Below are 26,498 nucleotides of genomic sequence, written 5' to 3'. Positions count from 1 at the left end.
ACTTCTTAATCGGCCTGTGCCGTTTGATAGAAGGTTTCAAGGGCTACTTCCATCATATCCGTAAAGGTCTGTTCCCGTTCTTGGGCGGTCGTTTGTTCTTTAGTAATAGCATGGTCTGATATCGTACATAAAGCCAAGGCCTTACGTTGATGTTTAGCAGCGACAGCATAAAGACCGGCCGCTTCCATTTCAACGGCTAACATGCCATAACGGGCTAATTTTTTCTTGTCTATTTCTTCGTTGTAGAAGCGGTCACTGGATAGCAAGTTTCCAACGTGGACTTTAGCTTTTCCTTGGTCTAGAGCAATATGGTAAGCTTTGTCCAATAATTGGAAGTCACTGATGGCTGAAAAAGAGACTTGTTGATTGAAAATATTACGTAGGCAAGATGAATCCGTCGTTGCTCCTTGACCTAGAACCAAATCACGCACATGAATTGATTCTTGTAGGGCACCTGCAGAGCCTACTCGAATAATGGCTTGGACATCAAAACCTGTATATAATTCTTCCGCATAAATCATGGCCGAAGGAATTCCCATCCCAGAGCCTTGAACTGAAATTGGAAGTCCCTTATAAGTTCCGGTAAATCCAAACATATTGCGCACTTCGTTATAACAATGAACATCTTCTAAGTAGCTCTCAGCAATATACTTTGCTCTCAAAGGGTCTCCCGGAAATAGAACGTATGGAGCAATATCTCCTTTTTTGGCATTAATATGTGTTGTCATAAAATCGTCTCCTTCTATATAAAACTATGAATGGTACTGATAATCCTGCCATGCCTGATCAAAATGGCTAAGCAACTTGCTATAGAGCGAACTCTTCTCTAGATAATCAGATATCTCCTCAAAATCATCAGACTGCTTGGGAAAAGCGGTATCTTTAACAATGGTATTCGCCAAGCGACTCCGTGGATCATCCGCTCCCTCATCCACAAAGCGTTTTATAAAATTATAAAATGTCAATCCATCACTCCTTTGCAGGCTTTTGATTTTTACTTATTATAGCATGTTCCCGCTAAAATGCGTAATCTCTTCCACATTTTATTTCAATGATTTTCTAAGCCATGTTTCATAACGGTGGGCATAAGGATTTTTTTCATCCACCACACCTTCTTCAACATTCACCCGTTCAAACAGGCTTTCATCGATTTTTGGCATATAGGTATCCGCTTCAAATTCTGCTTCAATCACAGTACGAATTATTTTATCCGCATGATCAAACAATTGCTTAAAAACACCCGCCCCACCGATCACCATCAACTCTTGATCTTTAGCTAATTCAAGGACTTGATCTATTGAATGGACACAAGTTAACCCTTCAATCTCTTGACAATAATTTAAATCAGAGGTTAAAATCACCGATTTTCGGCCAGGTAACAAGCGTCGATTCATCGACTCAAAAGTATTGCGTCCCATTAGAATCGTATGTCCCATGGTGACTTTCTTGAAAAATTTAAGATCATTGGGGAGATGCCAAGGTAGATCATTTCGATAGCCAATCGCTCCCATTAAATCCTGAGCGTAAACAAATGTTATCATCATGCTTCCTCCTTTTATTGTTCCAAGTCGCTGAGATAGTCATAACGTTCATAATATTCCAATAATTGAGCTTCCGTCTCCTCTAATTCTGTCTGTAGATCCATGAGTCGGTCTGCATCACTGCCAGCCTCCTGCATCAAGCCTTCGACTTCTTCAATTTTTTGTTCACACTTTTCGATGGCTTGAGGCAGAGCTTGCCACTCTTTCTTCTCGTGATAGGTCATTCGTTGTTTCTTACTGGTAGCTTGAGGCTCCGGCAAGTCCTTCTCAATCACCGCTTTACTTGAGGTATTGCCATTGGATGAATTGCTTGATTTTTTGGCCAAAAAGTCAGAATAATTTCCCCAGAAGAATTGGCTTTGACCTTGACCTTGTAATTCTAGGATCTGGTCAACCGTCTTATCCAAGAAATAACGGTCATGGGAGACGATAATGACCAAACCTTGGAAACTTTCCAAATATTCTTCCAAACTGGATAGAGTTTGAATATCTAAGTCATTGGTGGGCTCATCCAGCAGCAAAACATTAGGCTCTTGAACCAGTAGGGTCAATAAATAGAGCCGACGACGCTCTCCTCCTGAAAGTTGGCCAATCAATAAGCCATGACTCTCCTTGGCAAAGTTAAACTGCTCTAACAAAAGCGAAGCCGAAACTTTGGAACCATCAGGTCGTTTGAATTGATCTGCCAATTGAGTTAGATAGGCCAAAACCCGCATATCATGAGGTAAGTCCTGGTCCAACTGACGATAATAGGCGATGGAAACCGTCTGACCGATACGATATTCTCCCGCATCAGGAGTGAGATAACCCGCCAATAAGTTTAAGAAGCTTGACTTCCCAACCCCATTAGCGCCCACGATCCCCAAACGATCTCCCTTGACAAAAGTCTTGGTAAAATCCTTAATAATTTGATGATCCGCTACCTTTAAATCCACCCCATCCAATTCCAAAACCTGGTTACCCATCCGCTGCTGACCAAAATCCATGGTTAAATCTGCTTGGGGCGTCTGTTTTTGAGCTAATTGGTCCTTTAATTCATGAAAACGATCAACCCGTGCTTGTTGCTTGGTTGAACGCGCTTGAGCACCTTGACGCATCCAAGCCAATTCTCGTTCATAAAATCGTTGCCGCTTATGCGCCGTACGTGCTTCGATGGCGTCCTGCTCACTCTTCTGGGTTAGATAAGCCTCATAATTCCCCTCGTATTCTCGGATTCGTCCGTTACTCAGTTCCACAATCTTATTAACCGATCGTTCCAAAAAATAACGGTCATGAGTTACGATCAATAGGGCGCCAGGATAATTGGCTAAGAATTTTTCTAGCCAAAGAATTGAATCAATATCTAAATGGTTGGTTGGTTCATCTAGAATCAATAGGTCAGCTTGGGTCATCAAGACTTGTGCTAAGGCCACTCGCTTTTGTTGCCCCCCTGAACATTGGCCTAGTTTTTGGTCAAGGTCCGTAATTTGAAGTTGTGACAAGATGGTCTTAGCCTTGACTTCAATTTCCCAGGCGCCTTGATGGGTCATCGCTTCACCCAAATGAGTTAATCGATCTTGTAACTTCGGGTTTTGCGGATCTTTTTCCAAAGCGACTTGAGCCGACTGATAATCTAACAATAATTGAATCAAAGGATCTTTAGATTGATAGACTGTTTCGCGGATCGTTAAGTCTGGATTCAAGTGATTCTTTTGCCCTAAATAAGCGATCGTGTATTGGTTGGGCTTACTAATCTCTCCTGCATCATAGCTTTCAATACCCGCAATCACCTTTAAAAAAGTAGATTTACCCGTTCCATTAGGCCCAATCAAGCCAATCCGGTCCCCGGTTCGAATGGCAAAGTCAACCTGATCGATGAGGGTTTTAATGCCATAAGATTTAGAGAGCTTTTCTATTTTTAATTCTTTCATAAAAACTCCTTACCTTATATTTGTATTCATTTAATGCTTAAACTATACTCTATTATATACTAAATAATTCAATTTATTGGGAGGTTCTCATGAAAAAACAAGCTTTAACTTTAATTATTAGCTACTTATTACTCAATATGGGCATTCCAGTAGCCCTAAGTCGGCTTGCTTGGATGAATCAAGGGCAACGGCCCCTCTACTTGCTTGTCTTATGTCAGCTATTAACCATGATCATTGCATACCTACTCTACAAAGATGAATTAAAAAAACAATGGTTAGACTTGAAGGCACAAAACTTCCGTCAATTATTCCCCAAGCAATTCTTAAAACTCTATTTTGCCATGTTGGTTATTCGAATTATCTCTATGCAGATTATAGGTCTTTTCGTAGATCCTAATCTATTGGGACAAAATCAAGAGATTATCAATCAAATTGCCCAATCAACCCCCTATATAATGACTTTCTTCATGACTGTCCTATTTGCACCTTTTGTGGAGGAATTGGTCTTTCGCCAAGCTTTGATTGGAAGTTTTCAATCCAAAAAATGGATCAATATCATGACCTTTGTCTCAATCATTTTATTTACATTAGCTCATATGATGCACTGGGCAGACTTTGTGATTTATTTACCGATGGCCGTCATCATCGTTTATTTTTACCGACATTATCAGGAAAATGTCATCGCTTCGATGGCCTTTCATGGCTTAAATAATCTCATTGCAGCTCTGCTACTTTCCTTCCTGCCTTAAAACTCAAAAAAGCCAAGCACTCACTCGATTTAATCACAGTCAGTGCTTGGCTTTTATTTAGGAGGATTTATTTAGTTGCCCTGCTTTTTTACCCAATTAGCTAAATCAAGTAAACTGAATAAGAATTCACGACCTGTCAAGCGACCTAAACCACCTCGACTACAGTCTATCTCATCATAATGACTCACTGTATCTTGACGTATACTAGGCCCCCAAACAGCAATTGGGACAGGTTCTCCGCTGTGTTCACCCTTTTCACAAGGGGTAGAATGGTCAGCTACTAAGGCAATATAAGTTTGATCATCAAGGCCGTCTAAAATACGCCCTACCATCCGATCAAAGACTTCAATCGCCTGGATCTTGCCCAAGGGTTGATTATCGTGCCCCATCACATCCGGAGCTTTGATATGTGCATAAACTAAATCATGTGTTTTTAAAGCATCTAATGCCAAGTCTGCCTTAAGTTCTGGATCAGTATCGACATTACCAGTAAGCCGATCATCTGTTATGATAGTCATAGCACTCAAACGTCCCATTCCCAATACAGTGTCTTCACGTGCCACAACGGCTGCTTGATAACCAAACTCCTGACACAAGGGTTGGAAATCCGTCATCATGCCCGCGCCCCTAGTAATGATAAAATTGGCGGGATAAAGACCGGCTGCTTGTCGGTCAAGATTGACGGGGTGACTAGAAAATCGTTCATAAGCAATTTCTAATACCTGATTCAGGATACGAGCTGTCTTACGTGCAGATGGACTATCCTCTAAAGCCTGAGCAGGCTTATATGCGACCCCATCATTAGGGGCTTTAGGATCTGTATCACTTACAGCTGGGGAAAGTCCTGGACCACTTAAAACTAAGACCGCGCGGTGTTCTGTTGCTGGACTAAAATGAACCTGCACATCTTCCACCATTAAACCTTCCAATTCCTGAGCGATCGCTTGAGTTCCTTGACGAATACGTCCTGCACGACGATCGACGATAATACCCTCCGCATCTCGGTAAGCAAAATTACATCGAAAAGCAATATCCCCCGCCTGAAGGGCTAGACCTACACCAGCAGCTTCAATCGGCCCTCTTCCTGGATAAAGCTTAGGATCATTCCCAAAAAGAATCAGATGCCCCATATCGGTACCTACAGGAATCCCCGGAAAGAGAGGATCCATCACACCCGTCACTCCTTCACGAGCGATCCTATCCAAGTGTGGTGCTTTGGCCAGTTGAAGAGGTGTCAAACCTTCAAGGGCTTTAATCGGCCGATCTCCAACCCCATCCGCAATCGCAATGATGATTTTTCGTTGTTTCATAAAGTCCCTCCTCTACAAGATAATTGGTAACCAGAAGAAGTAAACCAAACAAATACAAAGGGACACTACCGTACACCCTATTAGACCGAATTTCAATTCATCTAAAACAGAGAAATAGCCGGTTGAAAAGTAAAGAGTATTCACCTTAGAATGCGGTGGCAAGCAAATCGTTGCAGCAATCCCAAACGAACAAGCTAAGGCTAATTGAACAGGATCCATCCCTAAATTTTGAGCTAAACTAATAATGGCTGGAATAAGAATCGTTGTTCGAACGGTCTTACTCGTGAAAATTAAGTGACTAAAGACCGTCACAAAAATTAATAGAATCGCCACTAATGATGGATTTAACTGGTTTAGTTTTAAGGCGGCTACTAGATGTTCAATCAACCAAGTGGCACCTCCAGAATCGTTCAATGCATTCCCAGCTGCATAGGCTCCCGCAGAAAATACCATCAAGTCCCATTTAATCTTAGCTTGTTTCCAGGTTAGAACTCCTATCTTAGGCATCAAGCATAGGAACATGGCCAATACCGCCGTCTGCTCAGTCGAAATCTCGAAGCCTAAAAATTGCTCTTGATAATCCCCCGTTGCCCACAAGAATAATGTTAGAAGGAAGATTCCTGCCGCCCTTTTCTCAGCGGAAGATAGCGGACCTAGATCTCGTAATTGTCCTGTTAAAATCGATTGAACTTCTTGATTAGATTGGTCAGTGGTTAATTCTTCCTTGAAAGAATACACTCTTAAACCAATAAAGAACATTAAGACTGCTGCTAAGATTGCCTGAGGCAAGGAAGATAATAACCAAGTCATGTAGCCGATCTCATGCCCCGTGAATTCTTTAATGAAGCCAATTGCAATAACTTGAGCGGAAGTAGCGGTCATTACCATCGATGTTGCAAAGGCATTCGTTTGAACCCCTTGTAAACAAGCTAAACGACCAAATTGCGATTCACCAGGGATTGCCTTGTAAACTTCCAGTAAAACTAATACAATCGGAACTAAGAGTGATGCCCGAGCCGTCGTTGAAGGTACAAAAAAGGCTAAAATAAAATTAACGGCAATTAAAACGGCTAATGTACGACGTGGTGTCGAGCCGAATCGGGTCACCAGACTCAAGGCGATCCGCTTACCTAGATTGGTCTCACTAATTGCTGAAGACAATACCATGGCTGCAACCATCAACCATATAATATCGTATCCTAAAGTCCCAAAGGCAACCTTCTGACTTTCAACCGCCCCAACCATAGGAAGTAGCAAGACTACTCCAATCGATGTTAAGTAAATCGGAATCGGTTTACCAATCCATAGTATTAAGGCAAAAACAAAAATCGCTAAACTCTTTTGCCCTTCGACCGACATTCCCGGAAATCCGGGAAAGAAATAAAGAACGGCCCCGCAAAGTAATGCCACGATTAGCCAACTAAGAGACTGTTTCTTTTCTTTTGTCATCTCATTCATAGCAAACTCCTTAAATAGTTAGTATTTAATATCGATATCTAACCCTAGTGTAATCCTTATCAATTTAGACTACAATTGATCTTTAGAATAGCAACATTCCAAAGTAGAATGGGTTTTCATAGCTTTACATGGTATTCTAGATAAGAAAACGGTCCCTGATATTTTTGAAAGGAGTGTTCCGTGTGGATTTTGAATGGATCAAACTCTTCCTAATGCTTGCTGAGTATGAGAGCTTTTCAGAGGTTGCTGAACAAAACTATACCAGTCAATCCTCGGTATCCAAAAAAATTAAAAAATTAGAAGAACAGATTGGAGCTCCACTCTTTGAACGAACCGCCAAAGGAACTCAATTATCTAATGAAGGAAAGATCTTTTACGACTACGCTCAAAAGATGATGGGCCTCTACCATCAAGGCATGAATGCGATCAGTCAAGAAAGTAATCCTCACCACAAGGCTCTAACGATTGGTTCAACCAGCCTTTACGGTGAACACCTCTTGGCTCCTTTAATTCATCAATACCAACAAATTTACCCCGATCAAACCATCCATATCCAGATAAATCACTCGCAAGAAACGGTCGACCAGCTCAATCAAGGCAAGATCGACTTAGCTATCGTCTCTGGCTACATCCCCTATGACCGCCAACTCTTTGATTCTTACCTTTTAGGTAGGGATTACTTTATGTTGGCAGTTCCTAAAAATCATCGATTCAAGGCTCAGACCAAGGTCCGTCTTGGTGACCTAAAAAATGAAACTTTTATCGTCAAAGGGCGTGACAGTGCGCTATACCATCACATCGCCAAACAAATTAAAAGTGTCGACCCTGATTTCAAAGTCGAAAAAATGCAAGCTATCAACCATCAGAATACCATTCTATCGGCCGTTAGTTATGGATTAGGAGTCGCGATCGTATCACAGCTTGCCTTAGAGAAAAATCAATTTCAGGATAGCATCCATACGCTAGAGATTGAAGATGTACAATTATACCGAGAAGTTATTTGCCTCTTTCCACAAAAACTAGCTCCCTACCAGGCTCACCTGATCCATTTTCTAAAAGAAAATCATCCTCGGATCCTAGCAAATCCCATTCATGAACCATAAATAAAGAGAGAGTCCCCTAGATCCCTAATGAGACTCTCTCTTCATTTTTGATGAATCACCATTGAATCGGTTTTTTGCCTTGCTGAATGAGATAATGGTTGACACGACTAAAAGGTCGCGAGCCAAAGAAAGACCGATAAGCTGATAAAGGTGAGGGGTGTGAAGATGTGATGATCCGATGTTTAGTCTGATCAATATCTGAAATCAATGCTTGGGCTGGTTTTCCCCATAATAGAAAGACAATTCCTGGATCTGCTTGGTTGAGGCTTTGCACGATTGCCCGGGTCAATGCCTTCCAACCCAATCCCTGATGAGAATTTGCCTGTCCCTTAGCAACCGTCAACGTTCGATTCAATAATAGGACCCCCTGCTTGGCCCAGTCACTTAAATCCCCTGATTGACGAAGCGGATGGCCTAGATCCTGAGCTAACTCTTGAAAAATATTGCGTAAGGATGGTGGTAGCTTTTGACCTGGGTTCACCGAAAAGGCTAAGCCATTCGCTTGATCTGGTCCGTGATAAGGGTCTTGACCAATAATAACCACTCTCACTTGAGAAAAAGGCGTCAAGGTAAGGGCTTGATAAACCTGATGACTGGGTGGGTAGATTTTTTGTTGTTTGCCGAGTTCTAATAACTGATTTTCAATATGGTCTAATTGTTTGAGATCATAATAAGCTTCAATGGCTTTTGCCCAATCACTCGCCACCGCCGAAAAATTAGCTAGCTGATACATATGCTTCCTCCTGATCACTCTTTTATCCTTCATAGTGTATCGAATATTATGTAAAGCAACAAGTCATATACAAAAGGTCTGTTCGCATTTGTACTTTAAGTCTCAGTAAACTCCTTAAAGATGCCTATAACGATTTAATTTTTTAAACAAACTGATATAATAAAAGTATCCAAAAGGAGGCAACTAAATGATTAGTAAAAATGAACTCAGACAGCTTATTTTTAAGAAACGCCAGCAACTAAGTCAAGACTATCGGCAGGAAGCCCAGAACAAAATCTACCAACAAGTCTTTGACTTGCCCCTTTTTAAAGCAGCCCAATCCGTCCTCATTTATACCTCAACTGAAGAAGAGATGGATACTCGCCCCATCATTGAGGAAGGATGGAAATTAGGTAAAACAATGACCGTTCCCCGTGTCTATCCCAAACGGCAGATGGAAGCTCATGTGATAACTCCGGACTCCACTTATCAGCTTTCTAAATTTGGCATTCTTGAGCCCCTAGCTGATTCTCCCATCATTGATCCAAAAGACCTTGATTTAATTATTATGCCCTGTGTTTCATGCAATAATCAAGGACAGCGGATCGGCTACGGAGGTGGCTTCTATGACCGCTTTCTGCTAAGAGCCAAAAATGTCCCTGTAATCCTTCCCTATTTTGCCAAATTACAGTCGGAGGAAATTCCTACTGAAGATCATGACCAAACCGTTGATGTCGTGATTACTGAAGAAGGAACGGTTGATTTAAGAAACAAGGATTAACTTGCAAAAGTACTTCTAAAACGCTATCATTAGACTAGTATAACAAAGGAGAATGACTATGAACCAAGAACAATTTGAACAAATGAAGAATGCTAAAGGCTTTATTGCTGCCTTGGACCAATCCGGTGGCTCAACCCCCAAAGCCCTCAAAGCCTATGGTATCAATGAAGACCAGTATGCTAATGAGGATGAGATGTTTGATCTCGTTCACCAAATGCGTACACGCATCATTAAAGCCCCTGCCTTTAAACAAAATAAAGTGATCGGTGCAATTCTCTTCGAACAGACAATGGATCGTCAAATCGATGGTAAATATACTGCTGATTACCTCTGGGAAGAAAAAGGCGTTGTGCCTTTTGTGAAGGTAGACCAAGGCTTAGCCCCTGAAGCTAATGGCGTTCAATTGATGAAAGAACTAACCCAACTTGATGATCTGTTAGACCGTGCTAAGGAACGTCATATCTTCGGAACCAAGATGCGGTCAAATATCCTAGCTTATAATGAAGCTGGCATCAAGGCTATCGTTGACCAACAATTCCAAGTGGGCAAACAAATTATCGCTAAAGGCTTAATCCCTATTCTCGAACCAGAGGTTAATATTCACGCGGAAGATAAAGAAAAAATTGAAGCTAAGCTTGCCGAAGAAATTTTAGCAGGTCTTAATCAATTAGATAAAGACCAATATGTCATGCTAAAGATCACCATCCCAACTCAAGCAGATATCTACCAAGAAATTATTAATCATCCTCAAATGGTTCGAGTGGTTGCTCTATCTGGCGGTTATTCAACGGATGAAGCCAACCAAAAACTAAAACAAACCCCAGGCGTGATCGCTTCCTTCTCTAGAGCATTGGCCCAAGATCTGAGAGCCGATCAGAGTGAAGAAGCTTTCAATGAGAGCCTCTCCCATGCCATCGACGGCATCTATGATGCTTCTGCCAATAAATAATTCATTAAGAAAACTGCGACTGAGTCGCAGTTTTTTACGATGTATAAACGAAATCTATTCATTCAAAAAAGAAGCAAGTTCTTATGAGCTTGCTTCTTTTAAAATCATCATTTAATCAATGTTATTTAAAGTTTCAATGTCTATTATTCATTCAAACATCCCTAGTTATTTATGAGTCCCCTATCCTAAGTTCTCCACTTTATTCTGCTCATCTAATAAATGGACTTTCGACTTGATCCAATCCACAACCTGTTTAGTCGATAAATTCGTGATAATTAAGCTACTTTCCTTATGGTCACATGGAATCTTATGTGAAATCAAATAAAGATCATAATCGAACTTTTGAGCATCCACCCAATTCCATGGTTGGTCAGTATAGTAAAATTTAATAGAACTACAAAATTGCCCGTTTAAATAGTCCGCATAGGCATGGTCAAAATAATAATTTTCTGTAGAGATCAAGGCCTTATATCTTGGCTTTCCAGCTTTCAAATCGTTAATCAAATTAGTCCAAACAGTCAAAACCGTAAAACATAGTTGCCCATAGCTTGCGCCTTGAATCTTAAAAGGCTCAATAAATTTATAAATACACGCTTCTAGATCACTCACGAAATCATCATTTAAATCCATGATCATTTTCCGATAATCAGCAATTGAAAACACATTAATATCAGAGAAATATTCACGAACAATGCGATTCATAAAACAATAATTATAAATAATAATCGTAATCAACCGAAGCTGCTCATCCGTAATACTTATCAATTGATAATTAATCGAAAGATTCTTAAGCTGCTGATAAAGGTCTTTTAAACGATTAAAATAAGCGATCTGAGGAAAATAAGCTTGTTGTAGACATTGGGGATAGAGAATGATATGGTCATCCGCAATTCCAGCGGTTAACTGATACAATAGCGACTTATCAATCGTGTAGGATCGGCCTCCGATCGTTATTTGTCGTTTATCCTCCGGAATACTTTTCAAAATATGTTCCAACTTGCTATCACTAACTGGCCATTCTCCTTCAGGGACCATCTTTCCTTCAAAAGTTCGTTGCATATTGATTGCCAACCTCAAATAAATAAAAGGATTCTTCATATAGAATTCAATAAAATTTGAATGAACGCTAACCTTCTGGAAAAAATCCAATACTTCTTGATAGCTAACATCCTTACAAAGCCATTCATCCGCTCTATAATAAATATCTAAAAATAATGGATAATAGACTCGATATACCGTTTCTGACATATCAAGCTTTAATGGAGACTTAGTGACCCGAGCAGGTATCTTTAAGTCGGTAAAAAATTTATTAATTCGTTGAATAGCTCGAGTGAGACTCGTCCTTGACATATAAAATATCTCAGCCGCTTCTTCCATGGTATCAATTTGACGCTTAAATAAAGCGTCTAAAAGCATAAATTCAGAGCTTGCGTGTGCATAGCATCGAAAGAAATGCCCATAGGTAAAATCCGTATGAATATCAATTTGGACTTGCCCATCTTCTCTTTTCAAGCTTAGTTCTTGACCATATAATGTTTCAATTTCTTCAAGATCCTTTAATAAAATGCTAAATGAACACCCAATCATTTTCGCCAGTTGCCTTGTTGGAACCGCTTTGACCTCTGGATCATAGAAGATCTTAATAATATGTAATTGTCGTTGTGCCTTTTGAGACAGTAGCCGATACCTCATAAGACACCACCTCTCTAGTAACTATTTATATAAAGGGGATAAAAATAATTCGGTCATATTTTATCATCTCCTATTTGAAATGAAAAGTCAATCTTTTTCATAATTTTATTTAATGCTAGTAATTATTTTAAATAATATATTTGATTTCTAATTCTCTTTAAATTAAAAAACTTGGCTGGCATTACTAGCCAAACCAAGTCAGTTACAACAACTATTTTATTCGTCATCCATTTGTAGGACGGCCATAAAGGCTTCCTGAGGAATTTCCACATTTCCAACGGCCTTCATCCGCTTCTTACCCTCTTTCTGTTTCTCAAGCAATTTTTTCCGGCGAGAAACATCTCCTCCATAAAGCTTGGCCGTTACATCCTTACGATAAGCCTTAATGGTTGACCGGGCAATAATTTTATTCCCGATGGCTGCTTGAACTGGCACTTCAAACATCTGACGCGGAATGATTTCTTTTAATTTCTCGACTAAGGCACGCCCTCTTGGATAGGCGAAGTCTTTATGAATAATTAAGGAGAAAGCGTCAATCACATCACCATTGAGCAGCACTTCCAACTTAACCAAGTTAGACGTTTGATAGCCAATTAATTCATAATCCAAGGAAGCATAACCTTTTGTCATAGACTTAAGCTTGTCAAAGAAATCATAGACAATCTCAGCCATTGGTAGTTCATAGATAACATTCACCCGAGTATCATCCAGATATTCCATGGTAATGAACTTGCCGCGTTTACGTTGAGCTAATTCCATCACCGGCCCTACATAATCATTGGGAACCATAATTGATGCCTTGATATAGGGTTCTAGGATATGATCGATCTCAGTTGGATCAGGCATCTCTGACGGATTATCCACAATCACTTCTTCACCATCCGTCTTAACCACTCGGTAGATAACGGATGGCGCCGTAATAATCAAGTTCAAATTAAATTCACGTTCTAACCGCTCTTGCACCACATCCATGTGAAGAAGACCTAAGAAGCCAGTTCTAAAGCCAAAGCCTAGCGCCTGAGAAGTTTCTGGTTCAAAATGCAAGGAAGCGTCATTCAATTGTAATTTTTCAAGGGCTTCTCGTAAATCATTATAATCGGCAGAATCAACTGGATACAGTCCCGCAAAAACCATCGGATTAAGCTTACGATAACCAGGCAGAGGTTCCTTAGCAGGTCGATTGGCAGAAGTAATCGTATCACCAACACGGGTATCTTGGATTGTCTTAATCCCGGCAGTAATATAACCCACATCTCCTACCATCAGGAAATCACGCTTGATGGCATTGGGTGAAAAGACACCTACTTCAATGACTTCAAACTCTTTTTGATTACTCATTAAGCGAATCTTATCCCCTGGTCTAACCATTCCATTAACGATTCGAACATTTAAGACGACTCCTCGATAAGCATCATAGGCCGAATCAAAAATTAAAGCCTGTAAAGGAGCTTCTAAATCTCCTGAGGGAGCAGGTACTTTTTCAACGATTTGTTCCAGAATCGTATCAATTCCAATTCCAGTTTTTGCTGAACAAAGTGCTGCTTGTGAAGCATCTAAGCCAATAACATCTTCAATTTCTTGTTTTACGTGATCAGGATTAGCTGAAGGTAAGTCAATTTTATTAATAACAGGTAAGATCTCTAAGTCATTATCCAAGGCTAAATACACATTGGCGAGTGTCTGTGCTTCGATACCTTGCGCCGCATCCACCACTAACAAGGCCCCTTCGCAAGCTGCTAAAGACCTTGATACTTCATAGGCGAAGTCGACGTGCCCTGGCGTATCAATCAAGTGAAATATGTATCGTTGACCATCCTTAGCATCATAATTCACTTCGACAGCATTAAGCTTGATAGTAATGCCACGTTCCCGTTCTAAATCCATGGAATCCAATAGTTGTGCTTTCATATCACGCTCAGCAACGGTATGGGTCTGTTGCAAAATACGATCTGCTAGCGTCGATTTACCGTGGTCAATATGAGCTACAATTGAGAAATTTCGAATCCGCTCTTGACGTTTTTTTAGTTCATTTATATCCAAATTCAGTCACTTCCTTCACTGCATTATCAATCATCACCCTTAATCTTATCAAAAATCTATAAGGATAGATAGTTCTAGTTATTATTTATTTGTAAAATAAGGACGGGCTAAACTCCTGAAATAAAGACTCGTTCTTAACGAAAAATAGAGCGCTCAATCGCCTCAGCTAATAATCAATAAAAAGCAGACCCACACCTCGTGCTAGTCTGCTTTATAATATTAATCATTATTAAACATATCTCGCATCTTATCAAAGAAACTTCCATCGTCTTGTTTAACAGATTCACCAGACTCTTTGGCGAAAGCCTTCAACAATTCTTTTTGCTTATCGGTTAGTTTCTTTGGTGTCACGACTTCTACCTGTACCTCTTGATCACCGGTTCGTCCGGTATTAATATCCGGAGCTCCCTTACCTCTTAAACGGAAGCTTGTTCCCGTTTGTGTACCAGCCGGAATCTTGAATTTCACCTTACCATGAACCGTCGGTATCTCAATTTCATCCCCTAATGCAGCTTGAGAGAAACTAATCGGTAATTGATAGTAAATCTGAGAACCTCGCCGTTTAAAGGTCTTAGAAGATTGTACCTGGAAGACAACATAGAGGTCACCATAAGGTCCACCGTTTCGTCCAGCTTCTCCTTGATTAGCTAAGCGCATTTGATTTCCATCTTCAACTCCTGCTGGAATTGTTACCTTAACCGAATGGCTTTGTGATTCAATCCCTGAACCATGACAGGTTGGGCATTTTTCTTTAATTTCTTTTCCGCTACCATGACAGACATCACAGGTAGTTTGAGTCATCACACGACCAAATGGCGTTGAGCGTTCAACTTGAATAGTCCCGGATCCATGACACTTATGACAAGTGACTGGTTTAGTACCGGGCTTAGCACCATTGCCATGACAGCTATGACATTCTTCATTGCGATTATATTTAATCGTTGTTTCCTTACCAAATATCGCTTCTTCAAACGTCAATTTAATCCGATATTGTAAATCTCTCCCCTTCTGTGGGGCATTAGCTGAACGATAAGCTTGACCACCAGCAGCGCCGCCAAAGAAGGAATTAAGAATATCATCGAAGCCAAAATCAGAGGCTCCTGAGAAGCCACCAAAACCACCAAAGCCTTGTCCAAAATTAGGATCCGTCGAGGCGTGACCATATTGGTCATAAGCAGCTCGCTTTTGTGCGTCACTTAATACTTCATAAGCTTCCGACACTTCTTTAAATTTTTCTTCAGCGTCAGCTTCCTTATTAATATCGGGATGGTATTTTTTTGATAATTTACGATAAGCTTTTTTTATCTCGGCATCCGAGGCATCGCGCGATACCCCCAGGATATCATAATAATCTCGTTTTTCTGCCATCGTCTACTCCTCTCCCTTATTACAAACTCGTTAAAATGGAAGGCTGGGAAGAACTCCCAGCCCCCAAGTAATGTCTTTTAGATTATTCGTCTACTTCTTCAAAGTCTGCATCAACCACATTATCATCCGATGCAGATTGACCGTCATTTGCTTGACTTGCTTCTTGACTTTGAGCTTGTTTAGCTGCTTGTTCGTAAAGTTTAACGGATAAGTTTTGAACAACTTCCATTAAAGCATCACGTTTTTCCTTCATTTGATCAAGATCATTGGCTTCAATCGCTGCCTTCAATTCATCACGAGCATCTTCAGCCTTCTTAATTTCATCTTCAGAAATATTATCATTGCCCTTTAATTCATCCAAGGTCTTATTGGTAGTGAAGACTAATTGATCCACTTCATTACGTAGATCTGCTTCCTCACGACGTTTCTTATCTGATTCAGCATTCGCTTCAGCATCTTTCACCATGCGATCAATTTCTTCATCGGATAGACCTGAAGAAGATTTGATAGTAATCGATTGTTCTTTATTAGTACCTAGGTCCTTAGCAGATACATTCACGATACCATTCTTATCAATATCAAAGGTCACTTCAATTTGTGGAACGCCTCTTGGTGCAGCTGGAATATCTGTTAATTGGAAACGTCCAAGTGTCTTGTTATCAGCCGCCATTTCACGTTCACCTTGTAAGACATGAACATCTACTGCCGGTTGGTTATCTGCTGCTGTAGAGAAGACTTGAGACTTAGAAGTTGGGATCGTTGTATTACGATCGATTAACTTAGTGAAGACGCCACCCATTGTTTCAATTCCTAATGATAGTGGTGTTACGTCTAAGAGGACAATATCCTTCACATCGCCCGAAATAACTCCCCCTTGAATCGCTGCCCCCATAGCTACAACTTCGTCTGGGTTAACCGATTTGTTAGGATCTTTTCCGGTTTCACGTTTAACGGCTTCTTGAACAGCAGGAATCCGTGTAGAACCACCCACTAAGATTACTTCATCGATTTCAGAACGATCTAAACCTGCATCTTTCAAAGCTTGACGAACTGGATTCTTAGTTCGATCTACCAAATCATGAGTTAATTCATCGAATTTTGCCCGAGATAAGGTTGATTCCAAGTGAAGAGGTCCTTCATCCGTTGCCGTAATAAATGGTAAGGAAATTTGAGTTGAAGTAACTCCTGAAAGGTCTTTCTTAGCTTTTTCAGCAGCATCTTTTAACCGTTGTAAGGCCATCTTATCTTTAGATAAGTCGATTGAATGCTCTTTCTTAAATTCTTCAACTAAGAAATCAATAATTTTTTGGTCAAAGTCATCCCCACCTAGTTTATTATCACCAGCTGTGGCCAGAACATCAAAGACTCCATCACCTAATTCAAGAATGGATACGTCGAAGGTTCCGCCCCCTAAGTCAAAGACAAGAACTTTTTCTTCTTTATCTGTTTTATCAAGTCCATAAGCTAAAGCTGCAGCCGTTGGCTCATTAACAATCCGTTCAACTTCGAGACCAGCAATTTTACCAGCATCTTTCGTTGCTTGACGTTGAGCATCATTAAAATAAGCTGGAACCGTAATAACTGCTTTGTCTACCTTATCTCCTAAATATTCTTCAGCATAAGATTTTAAATGTTGTAAGATCATTGCTGAGATTTCTTGAGCTGTATATTCTTTTCCTGCTGCTTCAACCTTGAAGCCTGCTTCACCCATATGACGTTTTACAGAAGCAACGGTATGAGGGTTGGTTACTGCTTGACGTTTTGCGACTTCACCGACTTGAATCTCACCATTTTTGAAAGCAACCACTGAAGGCGTAGTACGGTTTCCTTCTGGGTTTGGAATAATTTTTGCTTCGCCACCTTCAAGTACGGCAACTGCTGAGTTTGTTGTACCTAAGTCAATACCTATAATTTTAGCCATAATGCATTTCTCCTTTATTTAAATTTCGTTTACCTAGAATTTTATTAATATTGAATTTACTAATTTTATGATTATTGATCACTCATTATGCGGAAACGATCACCATCGCTGGACGAATGATCCGATCGTCTAATATATAGCCTTTTTGTAACACTTGCACGACATGATCTGCTTGCTGCCCTTCTTGAACCGGTTGAGTGGTTACGGCCTGATGGAAATTCGGGTCAAAAGGTTCATTTAATGGATCGATGACCTCAATTTTTTCTTCCTTAAAGGCTGCTAAGATTTGTTGGTAAACCATCTCAACTCCTTTATGAATCGCTAAGGCTTCTTCATTATCCGCTTTAACCGCTAAGGCCCTTTCTAAATTATCAATCGCATCCAATAACTTTTTGGCTAAGGATTGCGACCGATACTTAGCTGCTTCACTTCGTTCACGACTATTCGATCGCTGCATATTAGCAATTTCCGCTTGTAGTCTGAGATTATGATCCTCTAATTGATCAATTTTATCTTCATAAGCTTGAATATCAACGGCCTCCGATTGGATTTCTTCTGCGGAATCTTCTGTCTTATCATCCTCTGGAATAATTTCGACTTCAGCTTCTGTTAACACATCCTCATCTGTTGAATGATTGGATGCTTCCGGATGACTGACTTCCTGATTTTCATTCAGGGTGATCTCTTCATCATGATTCATTTGATTCTCTGTCACTAAATGACCTCCTTTAATGATTAAATTCGATTAGCACTTGCTCCATCAATGCGATAATACGAGTAAATCGCATGGTGGAAGGTCCTAGTATACCGATGGTCATTTTTTGGTTATCCTGCTTAACAGTCCCAGTGACCAACGCAAGGTGTTCATTGCCAACTGGCAGGAAATCCTGACCAAACAAAACATCAATACCTAAATCTCTTTGTTCTAACAATTCAAAGATTTCTTTCGACCCGTCTATTAAATTGAACAAATCTTTAAAATGAGAGACATCTTCTTGAGCGCCAATCAAGTCAAATAGGTTATTCTTAGCCAAAACTTGATAGCGTTGGCCCTTCACTTGATGGATAGCTCTTTCAACCAGATCCGAAAAATCATAGGCAATGCCAAATCGTCTCTGCATTAGCATAGGAATGGTTAACTTGAGCCGTTGATAAGCATCTTCTAAAGAAACGCCTATTAATTCGTCATTCAAGAGCTGAATAAGCTCGTTCATCACCTGTGGGTTAAGATCGAACTGCATCGTATAAATACGACTTTCGACATAGCCCAAATTTGTTAGTAAGACCAACATTACTTGATGGTCAGACAGGTGAACTAGCTTAAAATTATCAATTAAGTGCTCCTCATTACTCTGTTCAAAGATTAATGTCGGATAATTAGTCAAAGAGACTAAGAGATCTGCAACCATCTTTGCCATTTTAAAAGAATCCTGACTACGATTGTCAAATATTTCTTTGACGGCTTGGCGGTCGCTTTGATATTGGTCAGCGAGGCTTCGGTTTTCATGATGGATCAAACGGTCTACATAATAACGATAACCTTCATAGGAAGGGATCCGCCCAGAAGACGTATGTGCCTTCACTATATACCCGTTCTTTTCTAAAACCACCATCTCATTCCGAATCGTTGCTGGTGATACTTCTAATAAGCTCTTTTTCAACAAGGTCTTGGAACCGACTGGCGATTCTAAACTCGCATAAAGACGAACAATCAGATCAAGGATCTCATGTTGTCTCGGCGTTAACATTTCCATCACCTCACTTAATTAGCACTTTTAATATCTGAGTGCTAACTGTCTTTAGTTTAACCTCTAATCCATACTTTGTCAAGCTTTTTTCTAAAAAAATTAGCACTCTTTGCAAAAGAGTGCTAACGCCTTGTTAGAATACTATTTATAGTTGTTTAAAATATGCTAAACTATTGACACGATCTTGATTCAACTGATCAATCAGTCCCTGAGCGGAATCAAATTTTAGCTCAGGACGTAGAAAAGAGTGCCAACGGATCTCCACGTGTTCGCCATAAATCATTCGGTCAAAATCAAAAATATTTACTTCAATAGAAGGCTCTTCCAAGGCTTTGAAGGTAACATTATATCCAATTGAGGCCATCGCAGGATACCATTGATCTTTAAGCTTTAATTCAACGACATAAACGCCAATACCTGGAATGACTTGATTATAATCGCTGGCAATATTAGCTGTTGGAAACCCTAGTGTTCTTCCGCGCTTTTCACCGTTAATCACTTGACCCGATGTTTGGTAAATATACCCTAATGCTTGGTTTGCTTCTTGAATTTTCGATTGTAACAATAATTGACGAATCGTCGATGAAGCTATCTTCTGACCCTCAATCAAAATCGGGCTGACATCATGAACCATAAAACGATTTTGACTATGAATCGGTAAGGTGCTCATATTAGCAATTTCTCGAGGTCCATACGTATAATCAAAACCTGCAACAACCTCTTTGGCGCCCAAAGCTACAATATATTGTTCCACAAATTCTTCCGGGCTTAAATGCGCTAAATCCCAAGTAAAGTCAGCCACATAAACGATATCTACCCCCAGAGCTTCAAAGCGTGTCATTTTATGACGCAAATCTGTTAAATAATCAAACTCATGAGGATGAATTTTTTCAAAAATAAGTTTCGGAGTATGATTGAAGGTCAAAACGGCGACTGAATAGCCTTTAGCTTTTCCTATCTGAAGAGCACGCTCAATCACCTTTTGATGGCCAAGATGAACACCGTCAAAAAAACCCAAAGCAAGGACAATCTCCGTATCAATCAAGTCATCTTTCGCATAAGGATGATTCAAAATGACTGTCTTCATAATTAACCTTCTTCCTTAGGAAACATCTTATAAGGTTTCAAATAATCTGTTTTTTTGGGATGAACTTGATAAATGGCCAGCAAGCGATCCTCCTCAAATAAAGCTAAATAAGGATCAGGTAGAATATCAAAATAATCCTTCTCTAATAGGACACCATTTTGAACTTTTTGGGCTTGTTCAGAGCTTAAGTCATAGCGAGGCAAGTTAGCAACCGCTACTTCCAATGGAATGACAGCTTGATCCAACCGTCCTTCTTCCTTTAAAATTCTTAATTGGTCTAAGGACCATGATTGATCCTTATTAAAACCACCTGTCGCCAATCGTTCAAGTTTAGACATATGAGCCGGATAAGCTAACTTCTTACCAGCATCAACTGCTAAGGTTCGTACATAGGTCCCCTTGCCACAGGATACTTCAAAGTTAAAGCATTGAGTACGTTGATTTGGATTATAAATACTAGGTCCTGTTCGTTTAAAATAATCCACCCAAACCGATCGTATTGGAGGATCTACCTCGATTCCAGCTCGAGCATATTCATAGAGTTTTTTACCATTGACCTTAACCGCGGAATAAAGGGGGGCTTCTTGATCGATCCAACCATTAAATCCAGATAAAACACGATCAATCAGCGAATCTCCAATCGCAACTTGAATCGGTTTTTGATCAATGACTTGCCCACTTGCATCTTGCGTGTCAGTTGCAATTCCAAGTGTTACTTCCCCTTGATACAACTTTCTCCCATCCATTAAATAATCAACCAGCTTGGTCCCTTGGCCTAGGCAAACCAACAAGACCCCTTCTACATCGGGGTCTAGGGTACCTGTATGTCCAATTTTCTTCATCGCAAAAATCTTCCTCAGTTGAAACACCACGTCATGGGAGGTCATGCCGCTTTCTTTCCAAATGGCGATCAATCCGTTATACATTGCTTTCCTCCATGATTCTATCTTTAGTCCACTGAGTCTTCTTTGGCTTTAATTTGATCGATTAATTGATCAATATGGTTTCCATAATCAACTGATCGATCCCGTTCAAAAACGATCTCAGGTGCCTTATAAAGGCGAAGTCGTTTTCCGAGTTCTGACCGCACTTTTCCGGTTACTGCCTCTAAGCCCTCTTGGGTCTTCTTCCGTTGACTAGCTAAGTCCGACAGCGTCGAATAATAAATGGTCGCGTGCTGTAAATCGCCCGTCAAATCGACATCAGTGATCGTTACTCCTTCAACCCGCGGATCCTTCACTGTAAAATACAAGATATCATTGACTTCTTTTAAAATTTCTTGACGTACTCTTCCTAAGCGATGGTTCGACATCCTGCCACCTCCTGACTTATTTTCTTTCCACTTCAACCATGCGGTAAGGTTCTAAAATATCGTCCACCTTCAGATCGTTATATCCCTCGATCATAATACCGCACTCTAAGCCCTTGTTTACTTCACGGGCATCATCCTTAAATCGTTTTAAGCTTGCGATTTCTCCATCATAAATCACAATATTATCACGAATGACACGTACCTTAGAGCTTCTTTCAATAAAACCTTCGAGGACATATGAACCGGCAATCGTTCCTAATTTAGAAACAGTATAAGTTTCGCGGACAATAACTTGACCAGTAATCTCTTCCACGTATTCAGGATCTAAGGTTCCTTTCATAGCTGTTTCAATCTCATCAATCACGTTATAAATAACGTTATGTAAACGAATGTCTACTTGATCTACCTCTGCTTGACTTCTTGCTTGTGGCGTAGGTCGAACATTGAAGCCGATCACAATCGCCGAAGAAGCATTAGCTAAGGTCACATCCGATTCATTGATTGCTCCAACTGCTTGGTGAACAATATTCACCTTAACTCCCTCGACATCAATCTTAAGTAAGGAAGCAGCTAAAGCTTCTACCGAACCTTGAACATCCGCTTTAATAAGAACATTAACAGAACGTAACTCTTCCTCTTGTAACGTCTCAAATAAATTATCCAAGGTTACTTTCTTCTTCAAATCACGACTACGTTCTTGCGCTTTTTGAGCTCTTTCCTCACCGATATGACGAGCAGTTTTTTCGTCTTCGAAGACAACAAACTTATCACCGGCTAACGGAGCATCGTTTAATCCGGTAATTTCTACTGGAGTTGATGGGCCTGCTTGACGAATACGACGACCTTGATCGTTAACCATGGTCCGTACCCGACCATAAGTGTTTCCAACAACAATTGGATCGCCAACATGCAGGCTACCATGTTGTACTAAAAGCGTCACAGTCGCTCCTGTCGCCTTATCTAAGCGAGCTTCAATAACAGATCCTAAGGCCAAGCGATCTGGATCAGCCTTCAGTTCTTGCATTTCTGCCACTAAGATAATCATCTCTAATAATTCATCCAAGTTTTGTTTGAATTTAGCAGAAATATTTACAAAGATCGTATCGCCACCCCAAGCTTCTGATACAATACCGTATTCGGTCAATTCGTTCATCACGCGATCAGGGTTGGCTTCAGGTTTATCGATTTTATTAATCGCAACAATGATCGGAACATCGGCCGCCTTAGCATGATTGATCGCTTCGACCGTTTGAGGCATAACACCATCATCTGCTGCAACAACAATGACAACAATATCCGTTACATTGGCTCCACGCGCCCGCATTGTTGTAAAGGCTGCGTGCCCTGGTGTGTCTAAGAATGTAACTGGTTTGCCATCGACTTCAATTTGATAGGCACCAATGTGCTGGGTAATTCCACCAGCTTCACCTTCAGTGACTCTCGAGTGACGCAAAGCATCTAGCAGACTTGTCTTACCATGGTCTACGTGTCCCATAATGGTAACAACCGCAGGACGGGTGATTGCTTTTTCTGGCTTGTCAGCATTCTCGAAATAAACATCAAGGTCAGATTCGTCCACTTGGACCTTTTCGATCGGTTCTACCCCATATTCAAGGCAGATTAATTCAATAACTTCTGTAGAAAGGGCCTGATTTTGATTGGCCATCACGCCTTGCATCAATAATTTTTTAATTATTTCCGTGGCATCACGGTGAAAGGCTTTAGCAATATCTTGAATATTAATTCCTTCCGTATAATGGAATTCTTCCGGCAAATCCTTATGCTTTCTAGCTGTAATTCCCTTACTTTGTGGTTTATTATTCGTCGAATTATTTCTACCCTGACGTCGACGATCCCGACGTCCACCTCTTCTTTTGGACCGTGATAGCGTATCTTCTTCATCTGACTGACGTTCTTTTGACTGTTGGTGTCCCTTTAGTCGCTGCTCTTTTTTAGGATTCTTTTCTTTCGTCGTCACGTGTTCCTTATCTTTTGAATGATTTACACTGGATGAATGTGACTTCGATTCTTTCTTATTCTTAGGAGACTCTTTTGTTTTAGAGGATGACTGGTCTTCAGCGGATACTGCTTTCTTTTGATCCTTAGCAGACTGATTTCCCCCTTTCAACCATTTAATAAGCTGAGCTTGCTCCTCCTCAGAAATTGAGGACATATGACTATTAAAATCCATTCCATGGCTTTGAGCGACCTTTAGTACTTCTTTTGACTTCATGTTGACTTGTTTAGCTAATTCGTAAATTCGAATACCTGACATTTAATCACCTTCCTGATTCAATTATTTCATTTGATCGTCTTCTCCTATCGTATAAGATAAAAACTTTTCTGCCATTCCTTGATTTAATAAACCACAGATGGCACGTGATTTCCCTAAAGCTTGCGAGATTTCTTCTCGACTAAAACTTTGATCAAGCTCAATATGATATTGCTTAGCAAAGCGTTCATAGCGATCTTGTGTATTTTGACTTAAGTCATGGGCTAGGACAATCAGTTGAACTTTTCCTGCTTTGATTGATTTTTCGACTTGCTCATCACCGCTCACCAAAAAGGAAGCGCGTTGGGCAAGCCCTAACATATTTAATGCTTTCTGTTTAGTTATCATAACTTATAACAATTCTTTTCGGGCTTTTTGATGGTCAATATAGTCAAAGAGTTTGTCATAGAATTGATCATCAATTTCTGTTTTAAAGACACGATTGAAAACCTTCTTTGCCTTAGCTTCTTTGGCTAATTCCGGCTCCAATGCAATATAAGCTCCGCGACCATTCATACGTCCAGAAGGATCCAATTCAATCTTTCCTTCCGGCGTACGGACTATTCGAATTAATTCCTTTTTAGGATAGGATTGGCCTGAAACCACACATTTACGCATGGGTATCTTTCTTTTTTTATTTTGGGTCATAATTCCCCTCCTTATGATCTAAGCATCCACATCGCTAACTGTATCAGCATCATCTAATAAGTCTTGATAATCCGACTCATGGTCTTCTTCTAATTCAGCAATTTGGGCTTCAACATCTTCTGGATCATAGATTGCCTCTGCTTCTTCTTGAGTCTGACGAAGATCCTCAAGGGCTTCCTGTTCTTCATTAATCTCAAGCATTTCATCTTCCACATTAGCAGCTAATTGATCATCGATGGCTACTTGTTCTTCAGCTTCTTCAAGGGCTTGAGCTTGACGTTCTGCTTCTTCTTCTAGATAAGCTTGATAAGAATCTTGTGATTTAATATCAATCTTATATCCTGTTAACCGCGCTGCAAGTCGAGCATTTTGACCCTTCTTACCAATCGCTAAAGAAAGTTGATAATCCGGTACCACCACAATACAAGTCCGTTCTTCTTCTTCCATAAAATGAACATTTAAGACTTCTGCTGGATTCATGGCATTTTTTATAAAGGTTTCAGGATCTTCACTATATTGAACAATGTCCATATTCTCGCCATTTAATTCATTAACAATGGCCTGCACCCGTGCCCCTCTTGGACCTACACAGGTTCCAATTGGATCGATATTGGCATCTCGTGAAAATACAGCCACTTTCGACCGATCTCCCGCTTCGCGCGCAATCGACATCACTTCAACAATTCCATCGTATATCTCCGGCACTTCCTGCTCAAATAAACGACGCAAAAAATCAGGATGAGCTCGTGAAACGATAATTTGAGGTCCCTTAGAGGTCTTATCCACCTTGGAAACATAGACCTTAACGCGTTGGTCAATCGCTAAATCTTCATTAGGAATTTGCTCCGATAAGGGCATCATTGCTTCCACTCGATTCAAAGATACATAGACATTGCGACTATCTTTTCGCTCAACAGTCCCTGTTAAAATCTCATCTTGATAATCAATATATTCATTATAGATGATATCTCTTTCTGCCTCGCGGATTCGTTGCAAAACGACATGTTTAGCCGTCTGAGTGGCAATTCGACCAAAATCCTTAGGTGTCACTTCAAATTTTATTTTATCCCCGATTTCATAAGCTCGGTTAATCTTTAAAGCCTCTTCTAAAGAAACCTCTTGAGTCGAGTCATAGTTTGTTTCAACCACTTCTTTTACAGAATAAACTTTGATATCCCCTGTTTTATCGTTAAATTCTACTTCAACATTTTGCGCTTGGTCATAGTTTTTCTTATAGGCCAAAACTAATGCAGACTCCAATGCCTCTTTGATAACCTCTGGCTTAATTCCTTTTTCTTCTTCCAACAGTTGCATGGCAGCAACAAGTTCTTTACTCACACTATTTCCTCCAATTCTAAAACTTGATTGCCAAACGGGCTTTTGCCACACTGGCTTTATCGATGGTTAGTTGTTTAGTCACCGTTTTATCCTGAACTTTTAATAGATAACTTTCCGCTTCAACCGCGAGCAATTCGCCTTCATGAGATTTCGATCCATATTGAGGCGTATAATAATCAAAATGAACATACTCGCCGACTGCTGCGGCAATCTGTTCAGCTGTCTTCAGTGGTCTTTCCGCTCCAGGTGAAGAGACTTCTAAAAAATAGGCGGCAGGAAAAGGATCTGGTTCAATCTGATCGAGGCATTCAGACACTCGTTCAGAAATGGCTGCGCAAGTATCTAAGTCCATACCAGAGGGTTGGTCCACATACAAACGAAGATACCAATTCTTTCCTTCTTTAACATATTCGATATCCACTAACTCACAATTCATTTCCTCAATAATCGGAACAATGAGGGGTTGGACTTTTTCAACAATGGCGCTCATATTCACCTCTCCTAGGTCTTAATTCTATGGGCCTCCTTTTCATTAAAAAGAAACCCAAGCTTTCCTAGC

Annotated in this window: 25 protein-coding genes; 4 read left to right on the top strand and 21 right to left on the bottom strand. The window is 40.3% G+C overall.

Annotation, left to right across the window (positions count from 1 at the left end):
• Positions 1-5 precede the first annotated feature (5 nt).
• The 4 genes from deoD to HMPREF2758_RS03055 form a co-directional block, all read right to left on the bottom strand.
• The gene (gene deoD, locus HMPREF2758_RS03070) at positions 6-728 is read right to left on the bottom strand and encodes a purine-nucleoside phosphorylase (protein WP_070609105.1); all 723 of its coding nucleotides are present in this window, start codon (positions 726-728) and stop codon (positions 6-8) included.
• A 24-nt stretch (positions 729-752) separates the two neighbouring features.
• On the bottom strand, positions 753-965 hold the full coding sequence (locus HMPREF2758_RS03065; protein WP_006907656.1) for a YozE family protein: 213 nt from the start codon (positions 963-965) through the stop codon (positions 753-755).
• 78 nt (positions 966-1,043) lie between these two features.
• The gene (locus HMPREF2758_RS03060) at positions 1,044-1,544 is read right to left on the bottom strand and encodes a dihydrofolate reductase (protein ID WP_246823234.1); all 501 of its coding nucleotides are present in this window, start codon (positions 1,542-1,544) and stop codon (positions 1,044-1,046) included.
• An 11-nt stretch (positions 1,545-1,555) separates the two neighbouring features.
• The gene (locus HMPREF2758_RS03055; protein ID WP_070609102.1) at positions 1,556-3,451 is read right to left on the bottom strand and encodes an ABC-F family ATP-binding cassette domain-containing protein; all 1,896 of its coding nucleotides are present in this window, start codon (positions 3,449-3,451) and stop codon (positions 1,556-1,558) included.
• Between the two features lie 89 nt (positions 3,452-3,540).
• Between HMPREF2758_RS03055 and HMPREF2758_RS03050 the strand changes: the two genes are divergently transcribed.
• Positions 3,541-4,200 (top strand): CPBP family intramembrane glutamic endopeptidase, encoded by a 660-nt coding sequence (locus HMPREF2758_RS03050; RefSeq protein ID WP_070609101.1) that lies wholly within the window; start codon positions 3,541-3,543, stop codon positions 4,198-4,200.
• Between the two features lie 71 nt (positions 4,201-4,271).
• Here the strand turns inward: HMPREF2758_RS03050 and apgM are convergent, their stop codons facing one another.
• Positions 4,272-5,510: a 2,3-bisphosphoglycerate-independent phosphoglycerate mutase gene (gene apgM, locus HMPREF2758_RS03045; protein ID WP_070609100.1), complete on the bottom strand. Its 1,239-nt coding sequence runs from the start codon at positions 5,508-5,510 to the stop codon at positions 4,272-4,274.
• Between the two features lie 12 nt (positions 5,511-5,522).
• On the bottom strand, positions 5,523-6,968 hold the full coding sequence (locus HMPREF2758_RS03040) for an SLC13 family permease (protein WP_070609099.1): 1,446 nt from the start codon (positions 6,966-6,968) through the stop codon (positions 5,523-5,525).
• A gap of 182 nt (positions 6,969-7,150) precedes the next feature.
• On the opposite strand from HMPREF2758_RS03040, the gene HMPREF2758_RS03035 reads away from it, so the two are divergent.
• Positions 7,151-8,071 carry a LysR family transcriptional regulator gene (locus HMPREF2758_RS03035; protein WP_070609098.1) on the top strand — a complete coding sequence of 307 codons (921 nt, stop codon included), beginning with the start codon at positions 7,151-7,153 and terminating at the stop codon, positions 8,069-8,071.
• A 55-nt stretch (positions 8,072-8,126) separates the two neighbouring features.
• Here HMPREF2758_RS03035 and HMPREF2758_RS03030 read toward each other — a convergent pair whose 3' ends face one another.
• A complete protein-coding gene (locus HMPREF2758_RS03030; RefSeq protein ID WP_070609097.1) occupies positions 8,127-8,804 on the bottom strand; it encodes a uracil-DNA glycosylase in 678 nt (225 codons plus the stop codon).
• A 187-nt stretch (positions 8,805-8,991) separates the two neighbouring features.
• Between HMPREF2758_RS03030 and HMPREF2758_RS03025 the strand changes: the two genes are divergently transcribed.
• Together HMPREF2758_RS03025 and HMPREF2758_RS03020 are read left to right on the top strand one after the other, a co-directional pair.
• Positions 8,992-9,564 (top strand): 5-formyltetrahydrofolate cyclo-ligase, encoded by a 573-nt coding sequence (locus HMPREF2758_RS03025; RefSeq protein WP_070609096.1) that lies wholly within the window; start codon positions 8,992-8,994, stop codon positions 9,562-9,564.
• A 58-nt stretch (positions 9,565-9,622) separates the two neighbouring features.
• Complete coding sequence (locus HMPREF2758_RS03020; RefSeq protein WP_070609095.1) at positions 9,623-10,513, top strand: fructose bisphosphate aldolase; 891 nt, start codon at positions 9,623-9,625, stop codon at positions 10,511-10,513.
• Between the two features lie 180 nt (positions 10,514-10,693).
• Here the strand turns inward: HMPREF2758_RS03020 and HMPREF2758_RS03015 are convergent, their stop codons facing one another.
• From HMPREF2758_RS03015 to rimP, 14 genes are all read right to left on the bottom strand, one after another.
• On the bottom strand, positions 10,694-12,205 hold the full coding sequence (locus HMPREF2758_RS03015; RefSeq protein WP_246823220.1) for a helix-turn-helix domain-containing protein: 1,512 nt from the start codon (positions 12,203-12,205) through the stop codon (positions 10,694-10,696).
• Positions 12,206-12,421: 216 nt separating this feature from the next.
• On the bottom strand, positions 12,422-14,245 hold the full coding sequence (lepA, locus tag HMPREF2758_RS03010; protein ID WP_070609094.1) for a translation elongation factor 4: 1,824 nt from the start codon (positions 14,243-14,245) through the stop codon (positions 12,422-12,424).
• 219 nt (positions 14,246-14,464) lie between these two features.
• Positions 14,465-15,613, bottom strand: coding sequence for a molecular chaperone DnaJ (gene dnaJ, locus HMPREF2758_RS03005; protein ID WP_016647823.1), 1,149 nt, complete (start codon positions 15,611-15,613; stop codon positions 14,465-14,467).
• 82 nt (positions 15,614-15,695) lie between these two features.
• Complete coding sequence (gene dnaK / locus HMPREF2758_RS03000) at positions 15,696-17,534, bottom strand: molecular chaperone DnaK (RefSeq protein ID WP_006907669.1); 1,839 nt, start codon at positions 17,532-17,534, stop codon at positions 15,696-15,698.
• 85 nt (positions 17,535-17,619) lie between these two features.
• Complete coding sequence (grpE, locus tag HMPREF2758_RS02995) at positions 17,620-18,249, bottom strand: nucleotide exchange factor GrpE (RefSeq protein WP_006907670.1); 630 nt, start codon at positions 18,247-18,249, stop codon at positions 17,620-17,622.
• 13 nt (positions 18,250-18,262) lie between these two features.
• Entirely contained in the window at positions 18,263-19,282 is a 1,020-nt protein-coding gene (gene hrcA, locus HMPREF2758_RS02990) for a heat-inducible transcriptional repressor HrcA (RefSeq protein ID WP_006907671.1), read from the bottom strand.
• Between the two features lie 145 nt (positions 19,283-19,427).
• Positions 19,428-20,369, bottom strand: a complete 942-nt coding sequence (gene ribF / locus HMPREF2758_RS02985) for a riboflavin biosynthesis protein RibF (RefSeq protein ID WP_016647824.1) — start codon at positions 20,367-20,369, stop codon at positions 19,428-19,430.
• A gap of 2 nt (positions 20,370-20,371) precedes the next feature.
• The gene (gene truB, locus HMPREF2758_RS02980) at positions 20,372-21,295 is read right to left on the bottom strand and encodes a tRNA pseudouridine(55) synthase TruB (protein WP_016647825.1); all 924 of its coding nucleotides are present in this window, start codon (positions 21,293-21,295) and stop codon (positions 20,372-20,374) included.
• A gap of 23 nt (positions 21,296-21,318) precedes the next feature.
• Positions 21,319-21,681 carry a 30S ribosome-binding factor RbfA gene (gene rbfA, locus HMPREF2758_RS02975; protein ID WP_006907674.1) on the bottom strand — a complete coding sequence of 121 codons (363 nt, stop codon included), beginning with the start codon at positions 21,679-21,681 and terminating at the stop codon, positions 21,319-21,321.
• Positions 21,682-21,697: 16 nt separating this feature from the next.
• Positions 21,698-23,956, bottom strand: a complete 2,259-nt coding sequence (gene infB, locus HMPREF2758_RS02970; protein WP_016647826.1) for a translation initiation factor IF-2 — start codon at positions 23,954-23,956, stop codon at positions 21,698-21,700.
• A 21-nt stretch (positions 23,957-23,977) separates the two neighbouring features.
• Complete coding sequence (locus HMPREF2758_RS02965; protein ID WP_016647827.1) at positions 23,978-24,301, bottom strand: L7Ae/L30e/S12e/Gadd45 family ribosomal protein; 324 nt, start codon at positions 24,299-24,301, stop codon at positions 23,978-23,980.
• A 3-nt stretch (positions 24,302-24,304) separates the two neighbouring features.
• Complete coding sequence (gene rnpM / locus HMPREF2758_RS02960) at positions 24,305-24,601, bottom strand: RNase P modulator RnpM (protein ID WP_006907677.1); 297 nt, start codon at positions 24,599-24,601, stop codon at positions 24,305-24,307.
• Between the two features lie 18 nt (positions 24,602-24,619).
• The gene (gene nusA / locus HMPREF2758_RS02955; protein ID WP_016647829.1) at positions 24,620-25,939 is read right to left on the bottom strand and encodes a transcription termination factor NusA; all 1,320 of its coding nucleotides are present in this window, start codon (positions 25,937-25,939) and stop codon (positions 24,620-24,622) included.
• A 16-nt stretch (positions 25,940-25,955) separates the two neighbouring features.
• Positions 25,956-26,429, bottom strand: coding sequence for a ribosome maturation factor RimP (gene rimP, locus HMPREF2758_RS02950; RefSeq protein WP_016647830.1), 474 nt, complete (start codon positions 26,427-26,429; stop codon positions 25,956-25,958).
• Positions 26,430-26,498 lie beyond the last annotated feature (69 nt).

This window comes from Facklamia sp. HMSC062C11 (genome assembly GCF_001810675.1).
GTDB lineage: Bacteria > Bacillota > Bacilli > Lactobacillales > Aerococcaceae > Facklamia > Facklamia hominis.
This window is presented reverse-complemented; position numbering and strand designations above follow the sequence as displayed.